Consider the following 15075-nt stretch of genomic DNA (forward strand, 5'->3'; position numbering starts at 1 on the left):
CATGGAAACGATGGATCTGCAACCGGAACAGAGTCTGATTCACCGCGCCTGGTGTAATGTTCCAAGTTTTTTTGCCTCCCGGGAAGTCGCACAGCAACGGCAAAAGCTGGACCAGTTTATTGCCTCTGTGTTCAGTACCGGTGCCTGTTACTACTACGTCCTGGATTTTTTCAGGCTCGGCGAGCCAATGCTGGTGAGCCCCTCGGTAGAAACCATTCTCGGGCTTGACCCCCAGGCCACCACTATTCAGTCGATCATCGAAAGAGGGCACCCGGACGACCTGCCGTTCGCTTCTAGTGCCGAAGAAACCGCGCTTTACATCCTCAGAAACCAGATCGGTATGGATCGGGCCAAAAATTACAAGATTTCCTATAGCGGGCGTCTTCGTGTGGCCGATGGCAGCTACCGGCTGTTCAACCACCAGGCACTGATTCTGGATACCGACGACGAATTTGGCGTGGCCCGGGTTCTGGGTATCCACACCGACATCACCCACCTGACCAAAAAAAGTAATTACAAGTTATCGCTGTTAAACATGCTGGGTGGAGAGAGCTTTTTAAATATTGATGTGTTTGCGGACAAGCAGAGCATCTTGGCGTCACCGCCGCCGTTTACCGCACGGGAAATGGATGTAATCGCGCTGCTGGCAGAAGGTAAGACCAGCGCTGTCATCGCGGACGCGCTGAACATATCGACCAACACGGTAAAAAATCACCGGAAAAATATTTTGCAGAAAGCCGACTGCAAGACTACCGGACAGCTGATGTCGAAATGTATCAGTGAAGGATTGATCTGATAGTAGCCACTAGTAGCCACTGCAGAACCACCGCGGTAAATTTGGTCGCGAACTGCATCACCCTTTTTTCAAGATGATTCGAAAGGGCTATTGCCTGAGCGGCGGAGTGAGCGCATCCTAACTCCTGAGCACACCGGTTTCAGATATTTATTGTTTGACCGGTTTGGAAAGGACACCGCGCTCACCAACATATTCTCATCCTGTGAGTTGGTATTAGCCGCAAGGCTGGCTCTGAGTAAGCCGGGATCGCTTGCTACAGAGCTTTTTTATTTTGTATATCGTTTCGGGTCTTTATATCCCGTTCAGGCCGGTTATCCCGGGCTGATCGCTCCTTTCAAAACCCCGTTTAAAATCCCCATTCAAATTCGCTGTTCGATTCCGCCGGTTTAATTCAGATCCGCCGCATAGCGACGCAGAATTTCCAGGGGTACGATTTCCAGGGCCTTCATATGTGTGCGCTGTAAATAAACGCGCGGTGCCATATCGGCCTTCTCGGCCTCAAGCCAACGCGCCGCGCACAGACACCAGCGGTCTCCCGGGTTCAAACCGGGGAAGCCGAATTCTTCCACCGGGGTACTGAGGTCATTGCCGCGCTCCCGGGAAAAGGTCAAAAAGTCCTTCGTGACCTCCACACACACCGTATGAGAGCCCAGGTCCTGATCGTTGGTGTTGCAGCAACCGTCACGGAAGAATCCGGTCAACGGGTCGGTGCTGCAGGGTATCAGCGGATCGCCGAATACATTGATCGACTCGTGCATTTCCAGTGCCATGGCCATATTTATTCTCCCCCGGATTGTTCATTGATCAGGCTGATATCCACCAGCCGCCAGCGCAGTCCGTCGCGACGCAACTGTAATTGCACACGCCTGCGCTCCGCCTCGGAACCACAGATGACTTCCACCGTATTCACACTGCTAAAGGCCCAGCTTTGCAGCTGCCAGCGCCGGCTGCGTTCATCGCGCTCGGCAGACTCCGGACTTTGCGCACTATCCACAGGCTGCTTGCCGCTCGGCGCCGGTGAACCCGAACGCGGTTGCTCATGTGGAGTTTGCGTCCTGCCACCCAGCGCCGACTCCAGATTGCGCTCGAGCTCGCGCTCCAGTTGCCGCCAGTCACGCCGCCCCTGAATCAGGTCGGAGATACCTTGCGGGCTGACCAGCCTTTCCACCAGCGGTTTGAGTATCAAATCGGAACCCGCTGTGAAGAGCCCGTCCAGTTCCGGCGGCAGGTTCGCTCCCATGGACCCGCGCATTTCCTCGCGCAGGTCCTGCAGAATATTGCTGCGCAGCGTGGGAAAGTCCACATAGCGTTCCAGTGTGGCTACATTTTCACTCTGTGCTGCCGCAATCAGTTGCCGGGCGGAATACCAGGGCAACGCCGCGTAAACAACCCCCAGCAATATCACCAGCAAGCTGCCGCGAGCCAACCATTTTCCCATTTCTATACCTCGTTCATTCCTGATCGCTACCCGGCTGTGGTCGACCAACAGATCCCGGGCCTGGTGCGGGATAGCCAAGAAATAGCCACGAAATAGTCGCGAAATAGCCGCCGGACAGTTGTCGGTCAAGTTGCAGTCACCATGGAGCGCAATAGTATCCTCGCAAGGCCCCCAATTACAGGCGCTTACACCACCGGGGATATGGCGCCAAAGGGGCTAATACCTGTGTTATCGTTGCAGACCCTGTTACTGATGCCCGCGTCCTGCCAAGCGGGTACAGGAACTTCGGCTGGTGACGTCACCGCGAGCCACCGCCAGTAAAAAAAGACAAAAAACGTTCGAGCAAGGAATTTCGACCATGAGTGATATTTATAACGCGCCCCAGGCTGAGCTGGCGGCGGATGAAGTCAACAGTGCCAACATGGGTTCCATTCCCAAGGCACTGGCGGGGGACTACCAGGTTAACGTCGGTGACACTATCAGCGAAGCCTGGGCGCGCACCAAGGGTAACAAGGGCACCGTATGGCTGGGCGTCCTGCTGTACCTGGTGGCTTATATCGGTATTTCGGTGGTCGCCACCATGATTACCGGCCAGTCCATCACCGACCCCGATGCCAACCAGGGCGTCGGCGCCATCATTTCCAACCTGATTATTGTGGCTGCCAGCGCACCGCTGGGTGCCGGCATGATGATGATCGGGGTCAAGATCGCCCGCGACGAACAGGTTTCCGGCACCGAGGTGTTTGCGCACTTCGACAAAATCCTGCCGCTGGCAGTGTGCATGATCCTGACTTATCTGCTGGTTACCTTGGGCTTCATCCTGCTGGTGCTGCCCGGTATCTACCTGATGGTGGGTTACTGCATGTCAATTCCGCTGATCGTGGACAAGAACATGGGCCCCTGGCAGGCACTGGAAACCTCCCGTAAAGCCGTTACCAAACATTGGTTCCCGGTATTCGGTTTCCTGATTGTGATGCTGCTGTTGTACGTGGCGGGCTTTCTGGCACTGCTGATCGGTCTGATCTGGGCAATCCCCACCCTGGCCATTGCCTACGGCGTGCTCTACCGCAACATGTTCGGTGGCGCCGAGTCCAATCCGGAAGTCTGAACAGACAACCTGTGATCGCCGTCAGTCCTTTCGGGCAACAGGGTTTCCGCACTGGCATATTGCCTGGGGAAACCCGCCCCCGGATTGCACTGACGGCGCTTTGCGGCTCCAGTGACTCGACCGCTTAACTGCAGTACACACCCCCATGCAAAACCATTCCTTTTCCAGCCCACCACAAGATTCCGCCGACAGCCCCGGGCTCGACACCCTGTACGAGATTGAAACCCCAGAGGGCATCGACCTGACCGCTCAGGTGGCCGGACCAGTGCCGCGCATCCTCGCCTACGCGGTGGACCTTTTCTATCGCACTCTGGTGCTGCTTGTGCTGGGTATTGCCCTGGCGTTTGCCGGCAAGGCGGGCGTCGGTTTCTGGCTGCTGGGTTCTTTTTTGCTGGAGTGGTTTTACCCGGTCATTTTTGAAGTGTTCCGCGGCGGGCAAACCCCGGGCAAGCGGGCATTTTCCCTGGCGGTGGTGAACGATAACCTGACCCCGATTACCTGGGGCGCTTCCATCATGCGCAACCTGTTGCGCTTTGCGGATTTTCTTCCCTTCGGTTATTGCGCCGGTATTCTCAGCATGTCCTGCAGCCGCCACTTTCAAAGACTGGGCGATTTTGCCGCGGGTACCATCGTCATCTACCGCGAACAACCCGCGACGGCCGCAGAGCTACCCAAAGTGGCACCAGCGCCACCACCGCGCGGGCTGCGCACCGCGGATCAGCAGGCCATTGTCAGCCTCACCGAACGCAGCCGCGAACTGAGCCTGGCGCGCCAACAAGAACTCGCAGACCTGCTACAGCCGATTACCGGCAAAGACAGCGAGGCAGGGCTTATACAGTTGCACGCGATCGGCCGCTGGCTGCTGGGTGCCAGAGACTCCGGAAGCGACACACCACAGCAGAAAAACCAGCACAATAAAACGGATCGCCCATGAAGCAGCGGGACTTTGAGCAGCGCCATCAGGAGCAGTGGCTACAGCTGGAAAACTGGCTCGCAGGCTATGAAAAAAATTCCGTACAGCATGGCGCGGCGCTGCAAGATCTCCCGGCCAGTTATCGCCGCCTGTGTCAGCAGCTGGCGGTCGCCAAGGAGCGCCATTACACCAGCAATCTGGTGACGCGCCTGAATCAACTGGTGATGCAGTGCCACCAGCGTATTTACCAACAGAAATCCATTTCCAGAAATCGCTGGTTGGAATTTCTGTTCGCCGGTTTCCCCCGCGCGCTGCGGGAACAGGCGCGCTTTGTATGGCTGGCCTGTGGGCTTTTCCTGGCCCCGGCACTGGTGATGGGGCTCGGCAGCTACTGGAATGACGCGCTGATTTACGCGGTCATGTCCCCGGAGCAGGTCATGCAAATCGAATCCATGTACGACCCCGCCAACCGCGTGCTGGGCCGCGAGCGGGGTTCCGACTCGGACCTGCTGATGTTCGGCTTTTATATCAAGAACAATATCGGCATCGCCTTCCGCACCTTCGCCTCCGGCATTCTGTTTGGCCTGGGTTCGATTTTTTTCCTGGTATTCAACGGCATTTATCTCGGCGCGGTATTCGGGCATATCACCCGGGTCGGTTTTGTCACCACTTTCTATCCGTTCGTGATTGGCCACGGCGCCTTCGAATTGACAGCCATTGTATTCGCCGGCGCCGCCGGGCTGCTGCTGGGACATTCGCTGGTAAACCCCGGTAACCGGAGCCGGCGACAGGCACTGCGGGAAGCCGGTCGCGAGGCGATGAAAATCATGTACGGCACTTTCCTGATGCTGGTGATCGCCGCGTTTCTCGAGGCTTTCTGGTCGTCCAGCACCCAGGTCAGTATCGCGGTAAAACTGGCGGTGGGAGCTTTTTTCTGGCTCATCGTAATAAGCTACTGCCTGCTCGCCGGTCGCAATCAGACACCAAGCGCAACCGCCGCTGGAGGTCCGCTGTGAACCTCGATCGCCTCGCAGTACATGCGCGTCTGCGCTCCAACTGGGAATCCGTGGATCTCGGCATACTGCTGGCCCGTCGCCACTGGCTGCAAATGGCCATCCTGTGGCTGCTGCCCGCCGCCGCCATATTCCTGCTACTCGCCCTGTTGTTTCCCGACAGTCCCAATTGGGTAGCCACCTTCCTGTGGTGGCTGAAACCAATGTTCGAGCGCTTGCCACTGCTTGTGCTCAGCCGCGCGCTCTTCGCCGAGCACATTAGTTACCGTCAGGCTCTGGGATTGTTTCGCCGCGCCAACGGCCGTGACTGGTTTTCCTGGCTGAGCTGGCGCCGCATCAGTTTTACCCGCAGTTTCGATATGCCGGTTACGGTACTGGAGAATTCCACCGGCAAAGCGCGCACTACACGCCTCGCCCTGCTACATCGCAAAACCGCCAGCACCGCCAGCTGGCTGCATATTGTCGGTGCCCATATCGAAATGATTCTGATACTCGGTCTGGCGGCACTCTTCTATCTGCTGATACCGGAGCAGCTGGAAATCGACTGGCTGCCAATCCTGAGCCAACAGGACCCTATTTACAGCTGGATTGCCAATGGCTCGACCCTGCTGATCATGGCTGCGGTAGCGCCTTTCTATATCGGCGGTGGTTTCATGCTCTACATCGGCCGCCGGGTAGACCTGGAAGCCTGGGATATCGAAATCCACTTTCGCAAAATGCGCGCCCGACTCGACAGCAAAAAACATGCGGCGACGGACAAGTCCCGCGCCCACGACAAACCCACCGTTGGTGCGACCAGCGCGCTTGTGTGCGCGGTCATCCTGGGCAGCGCCGCACTCATGGGCACTCCGCAACCGGCGCTCGCCGACCCGGTCACGCCCACCCACGCCCAGGAATTGATCGACGAAACCCTGGCCGAAGAGGCCTTTCACCAAACGGAGAGTGTCAGCGGCTGGCGCCTGAAGGAATTTGAATCCCGGGAATACCGCTTCCCGGAGTGGATGATCGCGTTTATCGAGTTTTTGGAAGGTCTTGGCGGAGACGACGAAGTAGAAGCGGACACCGAAACCGACGGCGCCATAGGACCGCTGCTTGCCGGGATTATTGAAGTGCTACTCTGGGCCATCGCCGCAACGCTGGTGCTTTACCTGTTGTGGCAATTCCGTCACACCATTCGCCGCGGTATCGGCTTCAGGCCGCGAAACAAGGCGGGTTCAACACAACAGCGCCCGCAAACCCTGTTTGGGCTGGACGTACGCAGTGAAAGCCTGCCGGATGATGTCACCGCCGAAGTACTGAAACTGTGGCATAGCGGTGCCCAGCGGGAAGCTCTGGGGTTACTTTACCGGGCCAGCCTGTCCCATCTGATTTCCCATTTTGAATGCGATTTTCAGGATCACTTTACCGAAGCGGAATGCGCGCAGCTGGTGCGGGAAGAGGCGGAGCAGGATGCGCGCCTGCAGCCGGCACTGGTGCAATTCTTTGGCTTGCTGACCGCCACCTGGCAGCAACAGGCTTACGCCCATCGCCCGCCGGCCAGTACAAAACTGGAATCTCTTTGCGATCAATGGCAAAGCGTGTTTTCACCGCGGAATATTCCCGCTGCACAGAATGATGGGAGGGCAACGTCGTGAAGCTTGGACGCATCGCCATCGCCTGGGTGCTGTTGCTGCTGGCGGCCGCCGCGGCACTGTTTCTGTTTTTCTTCGAGCGTTATACCGAAGAACGGGACCGGGGATTTGGCCCCGAGGCCCGGCGCAATCCTTACCTGGCCGCCGAGCAATTTCTTACCCGGGTAGGGATTCGTTACCGGCGCGCCGACAATATTGCCGCGGTGAGCGCCCTGGGAGACAACGATGTCCTGTTCCTCACCAGCTCCAGCCAGATCTACAACGCCAGCCGCGGTCAGGAGCTGTTGGGCTGGATAGAGCAGGGCGGTCAGGCCATTGTCATCGCCCACGGCAGCGATGCAGACAACGAACAGGATTACCTGCTGGATATGCTCGGGCTGGAAATAGCCCGCGGCGAAATGGATCTCTATTTCAACCAGCAGGTGCGTGAAGTCTTCGGCGATGAAATCACTGAGATAGAAATCAAAAAAACCAGTGACATGATGCGCGATCACAACCGCAAATTAGCGGAGCGTGAGAAGAATAAGGAAAAGGAAAACGAGGACGCAGCAGACTCTGCCGAGGAAACCGCGCAAGAAAACATCGAACCCCGCAACCCGGACATAGACCCGGAGCGACTGATCAATCTCACCAGCGACAGCGGCGCCAGCTACGCGCTGTTTTTTGACACCGCCAAAGTGTTCACCCACGAAATGATGAATGGTGAATACACCGATACGCAGATCGAAGGTAACCGACTGCACTGGGTTCCTTTCCAGAGAAGCACCACGCAATCCCCGCTGGTGCACTACGAGTACGGACGCGGCCGCCTGACCCTGATGGCCGACGGCGGCCTCTGGCGCAACCATCGTATCGGCGATTTCGATCACGCCTATTTTCTCGCGCACCTCGTGGGTGAGCGAGAGCTGGTGATGATCACCCGTCCCCACTTTGATGACCTGGGCACCCTGGCCCAGCGCTATGCGCTGGAGTTTTTTGTCGCCGGCCTGCTGGCGCTGATGGCCTGGATTGCCAATCGCAGCCGCCGCTTCGGACCGATGACACCGGCACCTGCCAGTGAGCGCCGCTCACTGCTGGAGCACATTCGCGCCTGCGGTCACTTTTACTGGCGCAATGACCGCGCCGCGCAGCTGTTCGAAAAAGCCCGCGCGCCCCTGCTGCAGAAGCTCAGCGGCCAGCCGGCGCATATGGCCCAGCAGTTACCCCCAGAAAAACAGCGTCAGATCGCCGAGTCTGTCGCCGAGCGCAGCGGACTTGGCCGTGACGACATCTACACGGTGCTGTGGGCATCGCCCCCCCACAGCGAAGAAGACTTTACCGCGCGACTGCGCAGCATTCAGATTATCGAGGCCGCCCTATGAGTGAATCCACCCTGGACCAGAACCCGGTCACCACCACCGACGATACTCAGCACCAGGCGCAAGCCGACAGCCGCTGGCAACAAGCCAGTGCGCGGGTGAATCAACTGCGGGAGCAGATCAACCAGGTGGTGATCGGCCAGCAGGCGGTGGTCGATCAAGTACTGATTGCCCTGCTCGCCGGCGGTCACGTGCTGCTGGAAGGTGTTCCCGGCCTCGGTAAAACCCTGCTGGTGCGGAGCCTGGCGCGGGGTTTTGGCGGCGACTTCCGCCGTATCCAGTTCACCCCAGACCTGATGCCCGCGGACGTCACCGGCCACGCGATCTACCATGCCGCGGAGAGCCGTTTTGAGGTGCGCCGCGGGCCGGTGTTCACCAACCTGCTGCTGGCGGACGAGATCAACCGCGCCCCAGCCAAAACCCAGGCGGCGCTGCTGGAAGTGATGCAGGAGCAGCAGGTCACCATCGACGGTGAAACCCACCGCACCCCGCGGCCGTTTATGGTGCTTGCCACCCAGAACCCCATCGAGCAGGAAGGCACCTACCCGCTGCCGGAAGCGGAACTGGACCGTTTCCTGCTCAAGGTACTGATCGATTTCCCCTCCCAGCAGGCGGAAGAGCAACTAGCGGCCGCCGCCAGCAGCGGACGCATTGAACAAAAGCTGCAGCACGGGGTGCAGGCAGTATTCGACGCGGAACAACTGCAGCAGCTGCAGGCACTGATTCCCCAGGTCCAGGTGGACCAGCAGGTACTCAGTTACGCGGTGCGCCTGGTGCGCGCCACCCGCGAATCCTCCCAGCTGCGCCGCAGCGCCGGCCCCCGCGCCAGTATCGGCCTGATGCTGGCGGGGCGTGCCCACGCGTTGATGCAGGGTCGCGAGTTTGTACTGCCGGACGACATCAAGGCCATGGCCATTCCGGTGATGCGCCACCGGGTGGCAGTGTCGCCGGATATGGAAATCGACGGCGAAACCGCCGATTCGGTGCTGGCGCAGATCATTGAATCCGTGGAGGCACCGCGGCTGTGAAGCCCTCTCCGTTACTGATCCGGTTGTTGCTGATCGCCTGTGCCAGCGCACTGGCGGTCAGCGCCGCGCGTATCTGGTGGCCGGGCATCGCCGACGGCATTGCCAAGCTGTGGTGGACCGGGCTGGCGCTATTGACCCTGGCGGCCCTGCTGGATTTTGCCACCGGCCGCCACTGTCGCGGCCTCAGCGGCCGCCGCGAGCACCCGGGCAACCTGGCACTGGGAGTCGATGAGGCAATACAGCTTACCCTGTTCAACGGCGGCAGCAGGCCCCTGTCTCTGCAGGTAACCGATCAGGTACCCGCTGAGCTGCGCTGGGCCGGGTTGCCGGTGCGGATGCAACTGAACCCCCAGCAGGAAATCGTTACCCACTACACCGCCACGCCAGTGCGGCGCGGCCTCGCCGCCTTCGGTTACATCGAAGTACTCACCAGCTCGCCCTGGAACCTGTGGCAGCGCAAGGTGCTGCTGGGGGAAAACCAGGACGCCAAGATATATCCGAACTTCCTCGGTATCTCTTCGCTACAGGCACTGTCTACGGAACAGACACTGCGCTACATGGGGGTTCATCAGCAGCAGCGCCGGGGCGAGGGACTGGATTTCCGCCAGCTGCGGGAATACCGCCGCGGCGACAGCCAGCGGCAGATCGACTGGCGTGCCAGTGCGCGCATGCAGAAACTCATCAGCCGCGAATACCAGGACGAGCGCGACCAGGAGATTATTTTCCTGCTGGACTGCGGCCGCCGTATGCGCGCCCGCGACGGCGATCTCAGCCATTTCGACCACGCCCTCAATGCCCTGTTGCTGTCTGCCTATGTGGCCATTCGCCAGGGGGATGCGGTGGGCCTGCAGTGTTTTGCCGGCAGCCACAGCAGTCTGCCGCCGGTAAAAGGCGAGGGCAGTATCAACCTGTTGCTGAACCACGTGTACGACCTGCACTCAGGCACCGCCCACAGTGACTACACCGCTGCCGCCGAGCAACTGCTGGCCCGCCAGCAGCGGCGCGCACTGGTGATACTGCTCACCAATGTGCGCGACGAAGACAGTGAAGACCTCACCGCCGCGGTACAGCAGCTTTCCCGCCACCACCTGGTGATGGTGGCCTGCCTGCGGGAACGTGCCCTGGATGAATTGCTGGAAGCGCCGGTTGTGGATTTTGACGCGGCATTAATGCACAGCGCCGGGAAAGATTTTGTGCAGCGCCGCGGCCGGCTGCTGCAGGAACTAAAAGCCCGCAATACCATCCTTGCGGATGCCCTGCCATCGGAGATGCATATGTCGCTGGTGGAAACTTACTGGCAACTAAAACGCAGTGGTAAGCTGTAATACCTGCTGACCGTTACCGAGAGAAAAGTAACGCCATTGTGAAACAGAGCCCGGCACCGCTGATACAGCTGACACAGTCCCAGCGCAAGCCACTGCCTCCATGGTTGGCGGTGGTATTACTGGGTTTGTTCCTCAGTGTGCGCGGGCTGGTACCTGCGGGCTTTATGCCCGCACCGGTTGCCGGCGGCTCGCTGTACGCTTTGTGTCACGGCGACAGCCGCAGTGCCCTGCTGCTCAACCTGCTCTCACCCCCGGTCGCAGATGCCCACCTTCACCACCATGGCGGGCCCGCGGCATCCGCCGGCCACGACCATGACACAGTAACCGCCAAAAGTTTTGCCGAAAGCCACTGTACTTTTTCTGCAGCCGGCAGCACGGCAATTGCCAACAACACAGCACTACCCGACTTCGCCACTCGACTCTGGCTGGCACGACCACCAGAAACAAGAGGCGAGCGATATACCCCCGATTACTTCACCCCTCCCGGGCGCGCCCCACCCGCCATTTCCTGACGACGTCTCTCAAAGCAATTGAACTTCCTGCCGAAGCCGGCAGGGCGTTGGCTTGTGCGCGCCCCTATCTATCTGCGGTCTACGGCGGTGCCAAGCGTTCATCATTCAGGAAAAAACCATGTATAGCTTCAATGTAAAAAAACTGTCCGTCGCGCTCATCGTAACCTCCCCAATGATTGCGAAAGCGCACGATGTCGAATCGCCCTCTTTTCTCCCAGAGGCCCACGCGCCCGCCGGCGTAATGAGCGACCACCTGCACAAACAAGGGGAGTGGATGGTTGGTTATCGATTTATGCGCGAGAATTTTTCCGGCCTCTATTACGGCTCAGAAAAAGTGACCGGCGCCGAACTGAATGCTGCGGGCTATTCCATGCAGCCCAGCAGTATGGCCATGGAAATGCAGATGCTGGATATCATGTACGCGGTGAGTGACAACCTCACCCTCATGCTGATGCCACAGACCATGTCCATGGACATGACCATGAAGATGACCGAAGGCAGCCATATGCATGGCGATATGGCCATGGATGGCATGGGAGCAATGGGAGAAATGAGCACTGCGGAGGAGGCTGAGCCAGCCATGCACGCCAGCCACAGTCACGGTACCAGTGGCATCGGCGATACGGTCATCGCCGGGCTTTTCCGCCTTGCCGACACCAGTGGCTACAAGCTACACACCACCCTGGGGATCAGTGCCCCCACCGGGGACGTGGACCTGAAAAACGCCGACGGCACCTTTACCCACTACGGTATGCAGCTGGGCAGCGGGACCTGGGATTTTATGCCATCGATTACCTATTCCGGCGGTCGCGAGCGGTTGAGCTGGGGCGCCCAGGCCAGCGCGCGATTGCCGATGGAGGATAAAAACGATTCAGGGTTCCGTTTTGGCGAGCGCTACGCAGCCACCGCCTGGAGCGCCTACCGCCTGACAAACTGGTTGAGTCTCTCCAGCCGCCTTTCCTATACCAAACAACTGGACATCAACGGCCACTACAATGGCCCGCACAATCACTCCAGCCCTGCGGACTTACAGAAAAATTACGGTGGGGAATTCGTGGATGCCGCAGTGGGTGCCAACATGGTGCCGCAAGGCGGTGCGCTCGCCGGTGTGCGCTTGGGGCTTGAATGGAGCTCCCGTGTGTCCGGTCACTATAACGGCTATCAGTTGGGTCGAGATGATGGTCTCAATATGAGTCTGTCTTACGCATTCTGATTGAAGCAAATGGAATCAGGCCCTAACCGGGCCTGATTCACTGCAAACAACGGGTCATTTCGCTGCGGATTAAAAGCGGTAGGCAAAGTTTACCGTCAGGGTACGCAGGTGCCCCAAATCAAAACGCACATCGGAGACGCCATCGTTGAGTCGAATCTTGGTGTCGATATCGTTGTAGTTGTATTCGATGGACGTATCGAAATCCTCGGTCCACTTGTAGCGATAACCGACACCTGCATTCCAGTAATTGTCATTTCCGTCATCGAATACATCGTAGATCACGTCGTGCTTTTCAATGGTATCCAGCTCAAACTCACCGTAGTTCCAGCCCACCATCCAGTAGAGACATTGCACATCGCAGGTCACCGTGAAATCCACCTTGGCGCCAATGCCCCACTGGTCCACCGAAACACTGCCGTCGTCAAATCCGGTGTAGCGTAATTCCACCTGCCAGATTCCCGCGGCAGGGGTCACCCCGATACTGGCGTAACCGGCAAAGTCCTGTTCGTCATTGATCTGCAATTCGCCCACGCCCAGACCGAGTGTGCCCACTACGCGATATTCGCCATTGCAGTAGCCATCGATAGGGTTGTTCCACTGGGCCATGGCCGCACTGGATGCCAACAGGGCCAGAAGAAAAATCACACCTTTCATTGTCACCGTCCTTGGTTCAGAAATCATTGCTCAGTGAAAGTCTTAATGCGGCAACCCCGGCAGCAAAATCCGTCGCGCATTTTCGGTCAGCGTCCAGCTGAGCTGTTAAGAGCGTGGACTCATTGCATTACTTTCAATGTCGATAATCGCCCAGACACCACCGACAAAAGCGGGGTTTTTTCGCAGCTTTTCCAGGTCGCCCGGTTGCGGCGGCGGATCACCGGCGGCCCTTAATTCATCCAGCCGTTCAACGATAGTTTCCGCCATTTTCTGCAGGGCAGTTTCCAGGGTATCGCCGTGGCAATGGCAGTGGGGGAGATCCGGCGCTATGGCACCGTAACCGGCAAATTCGATGTTATGGACTACGACCGGATAGCGCATGGGACTTTCTCTTTTAAGTTAACTTTTATCCCACCAAGCGTAGACCCAAATGTTGCAAGTTGAACAAAATTCTCAACAAAGAAAATATTTACGCGACGACAGCCGGGAAACCTGCGCCGCTGGCGAAATAATTTCCGAACACCCGCAAAATACGCGCACAAAAAATTTCCCCGGGCCGCAAAGCTCGGGGGAATTTTTCTTGAATGAATGTTTTCTGCGGCAAGCCAGCCGGCTTGCCGGTATCGATATCAGCGGGGGATTCGCCCGAGTAGCGCGCGGCGGGAAAAAATCATTTCTCGATAGGTCTGGCGCAACGACAGGTCCACCGCTTCCTCGGCGCCCTGCAATTCGTCCAGCTGCCGCGCCAACCAGGTAATCTCAACCTGTAGTCGATGACGCAACTGGCGGGTTTCTGTTTCACTGATATTCACGTGATGGCAGACCTGCGCCCCGTAGGTACTACTGCGAGCACTGGAATGGCCGCCGAAATGCCCGGAGGCATGACCGGAAGAATGTGCACCGTGATCGAATGAAGTCATCGCTTTACCTCGCATGCGGGACCCAGCTGGCTGTCGCATAAAACAACACAACAGCCGGCCGATAAGGTAAAGCCTAGACCAGAATTATCCGCCCGTGCGGATTAGCGGCATCGGGAATCAGGGAATTAGGCAAGCAGCAGCGACTTCCAATCGAAGGACTGGTCACCGATAACGTAAAAGAAGGGATTCAGTAGCTCGTCTTTCTGGTTGTAGCGCAGCAGCTCGAATTTATCGTCCACCACAATACCCCCAGCAGCCTCTACCACCGCCTGGGCCGCCGCCGTATCCCACTCGCAGGTCAGCGCCAGACGCGGATAGAGATCCGCCGCACCTTCCGCCACCAGGCACAGCTTCAGGGAACTGCCCATATTCTTCAGACCAGTCTCACCCAGGCTGCTTTCGATACGCTCCAGCAGCGCGTCTACCGCACCGGCGCCGTGGCTGCGGCTTGCAACCACCTCGATGGGCGACTTGCTGTCCAGACGCGGTTGCATCGCACGCACCGCAATCGCCTTCTCACCACTGGTATCCTGCTTGATCGCCCCCAAGGACTTGGCGCCCGCATAGGTAATATCCAGCACCGGCACATGCACCACCCCCAGCACCGGCTCGCCCTTCTCGATCAGGGCAACATTGACCGTGAACTCACCGTTGCGACGGATGAATTCCTTGGTGCCGTCCAGGGGGTCGATGATCCAGTAGCGATCCCACTGGCTGCGCACATCATAAGAGGGCATCTCGCCTTCTTCAGAAAGTACCGGCACACCGTCGAGCAGTTCCGCCAGTGCCGGCGCGAGAATCTTGTGCGCCGCGAGATCCGCCGCAGTGACCGGAGAGTCGTCGGACTTGGTATCCACTTCCAGTTCGCCGCTGGCGTTATACACCTCGAGGATCGCCTTGCCGGCTTTGGCCGAGATGTCGATGACCTGATCCAGTAGCGCCCTGTTTACAACCTTGTCCATGATTCCCCCAAGTACGAATAGTTATGCAAATTAAGCGGGGGATTATACGCAGGCTAAGCCCGCATTTCTGTTTATAGGTTGAGGTTAGATACGAAGGTGGCGATAGCGGGTACACCCTTTGGAGACCGTCTGCGGCCAGGACGGCCGCAGCCGAGCCCCCATGGATGGGTATACGGCGTGTCTCCAAAGGGTGTACCCGCTAGC

Annotated in this window: 16 protein-coding genes; 10 read left to right on the plus strand and 6 right to left on the minus strand. The window is 58.4% G+C overall.

Going from position 1 to position 15075, the window contains the following annotated elements; all coding sequences use genetic code 11:
• Position 1: 1 nt before the first annotated feature.
• Positions 2-796, plus strand: coding sequence for a LuxR C-terminal-related transcriptional regulator (locus M0G74_RS11155; RefSeq protein WP_248216866.1), 795 nt, complete (start codon positions 2-4; stop codon positions 794-796).
• Positions 797-1182: 386 nt separating this feature from the next.
• Here M0G74_RS11155 and M0G74_RS11160 read toward each other — a convergent pair whose 3' ends face one another.
• Both M0G74_RS11160 and M0G74_RS11165 read right to left on the minus strand, forming a co-directional pair.
• Positions 1183-1572, minus strand: coding sequence for a DUF2237 domain-containing protein (locus M0G74_RS11160; protein ID WP_248216867.1), 390 nt, complete (start codon positions 1570-1572; stop codon positions 1183-1185).
• Positions 1573-1574: 2 nt separating this feature from the next.
• Complete coding sequence (locus M0G74_RS11165; RefSeq protein ID WP_248216869.1) at positions 1575-2234, minus strand: DUF2939 domain-containing protein; 660 nt, start codon at positions 2232-2234, stop codon at positions 1575-1577.
• Between the two features lie 358 nt (positions 2235-2592).
• Between M0G74_RS11165 and M0G74_RS11170 the strand changes: the two genes are divergently transcribed.
• The 9 genes from M0G74_RS11170 (at position 2593) to M0G74_RS11210 (ending at position 12335) form a co-directional block, all read left to right on the plus strand.
• On the plus strand, positions 2593-3342 hold the full coding sequence (locus M0G74_RS11170; protein ID WP_248216872.1) for a hypothetical protein: 750 nt from the start codon (positions 2593-2595) through the stop codon (positions 3340-3342).
• 145 nt (positions 3343-3487) lie between these two features.
• On the plus strand, positions 3488-4276 hold the full coding sequence (locus tag M0G74_RS11175; protein WP_248216879.1) for an RDD family protein: 789 nt from the start codon (positions 3488-3490) through the stop codon (positions 4274-4276).
• Complete coding sequence (locus M0G74_RS11180) at positions 4273-5271, plus strand: stage II sporulation protein M (RefSeq protein WP_248216881.1); 999 nt, start codon at positions 4273-4275, stop codon at positions 5269-5271. The genes M0G74_RS11175 and M0G74_RS11180 overlap by 4 nt, the downstream gene beginning before the upstream one ends.
• On the plus strand, positions 5268-6902 hold the full coding sequence (locus tag M0G74_RS11185) for a DUF4129 domain-containing protein (protein ID WP_248216885.1): 1635 nt from the start codon (positions 5268-5270) through the stop codon (positions 6900-6902). Before M0G74_RS11180 ends, M0G74_RS11185 begins: the two co-directional genes overlap by 4 nt.
• On the plus strand, positions 6899-8260 hold the full coding sequence (locus tag M0G74_RS11190) for a DUF4350 domain-containing protein (RefSeq protein WP_248216896.1): 1362 nt from the start codon (positions 6899-6901) through the stop codon (positions 8258-8260). Before M0G74_RS11185 ends, M0G74_RS11190 begins: the two co-directional genes overlap by 4 nt.
• Positions 8257-9285 (plus strand): MoxR family ATPase, encoded by a 1029-nt coding sequence (locus M0G74_RS11195; RefSeq protein ID WP_248216900.1) that lies wholly within the window; start codon positions 8257-8259, stop codon positions 9283-9285. Before M0G74_RS11190 ends, M0G74_RS11195 begins: the two co-directional genes overlap by 4 nt.
• Entirely contained in the window at positions 9282-10610 is a 1329-nt protein-coding gene (locus M0G74_RS18370) for a DUF58 domain-containing protein (protein WP_248216904.1), read from the plus strand. The genes M0G74_RS11195 and M0G74_RS18370 overlap by 4 nt, the downstream gene beginning before the upstream one ends.
• A gap of 38 nt (positions 10611-10648) precedes the next feature.
• The gene (locus M0G74_RS11205; RefSeq protein ID WP_248216905.1) at positions 10649-11122 is read left to right on the plus strand and encodes a hypothetical protein; all 474 of its coding nucleotides are present in this window, start codon (positions 10649-10651) and stop codon (positions 11120-11122) included.
• Positions 11123-11240: 118 nt separating this feature from the next.
• Entirely contained in the window at positions 11241-12335 is a 1095-nt protein-coding gene (locus M0G74_RS11210) for a transporter (RefSeq protein ID WP_248216907.1), read from the plus strand.
• Positions 12336-12404: 69 nt separating this feature from the next.
• On the opposite strand, the gene M0G74_RS11215 is transcribed toward M0G74_RS11210, so the two are convergent.
• The 4 genes from M0G74_RS11215 to cysQ all read right to left on the minus strand — a co-directional run bounded on the left by M0G74_RS11215 (position 12405) and on the right by cysQ (position 14871).
• The gene (locus M0G74_RS11215; RefSeq protein ID WP_248216910.1) at positions 12405-12989 is read right to left on the minus strand and encodes an outer membrane beta-barrel protein; all 585 of its coding nucleotides are present in this window, start codon (positions 12987-12989) and stop codon (positions 12405-12407) included.
• A gap of 105 nt (positions 12990-13094) precedes the next feature.
• A complete protein-coding gene (locus M0G74_RS11220) occupies positions 13095-13370 on the minus strand; it encodes a type II toxin-antitoxin system HicB family antitoxin (RefSeq protein WP_160152066.1) in 276 nt (91 codons plus the stop codon).
• Positions 13371-13618: 248 nt separating this feature from the next.
• The gene (locus tag M0G74_RS11225; protein WP_248216912.1) at positions 13619-13909 is read right to left on the minus strand and encodes a hypothetical protein; all 291 of its coding nucleotides are present in this window, start codon (positions 13907-13909) and stop codon (positions 13619-13621) included.
• Positions 13910-14034: 125 nt separating this feature from the next.
• Positions 14035-14871: a 3'(2'),5'-bisphosphate nucleotidase CysQ gene (cysQ, locus tag M0G74_RS11230; protein ID WP_248216914.1), complete on the minus strand. Its 837-nt coding sequence runs from the start codon at positions 14869-14871 to the stop codon at positions 14035-14037.
• Positions 14872-15075: the final 204 nt, after the last annotated feature.

This window comes from Microbulbifer sp. CAU 1566 (genome assembly GCF_023156515.1).
Taxonomy (GTDB): domain Bacteria; phylum Pseudomonadota; class Gammaproteobacteria; order Pseudomonadales; family Cellvibrionaceae; genus Microbulbifer.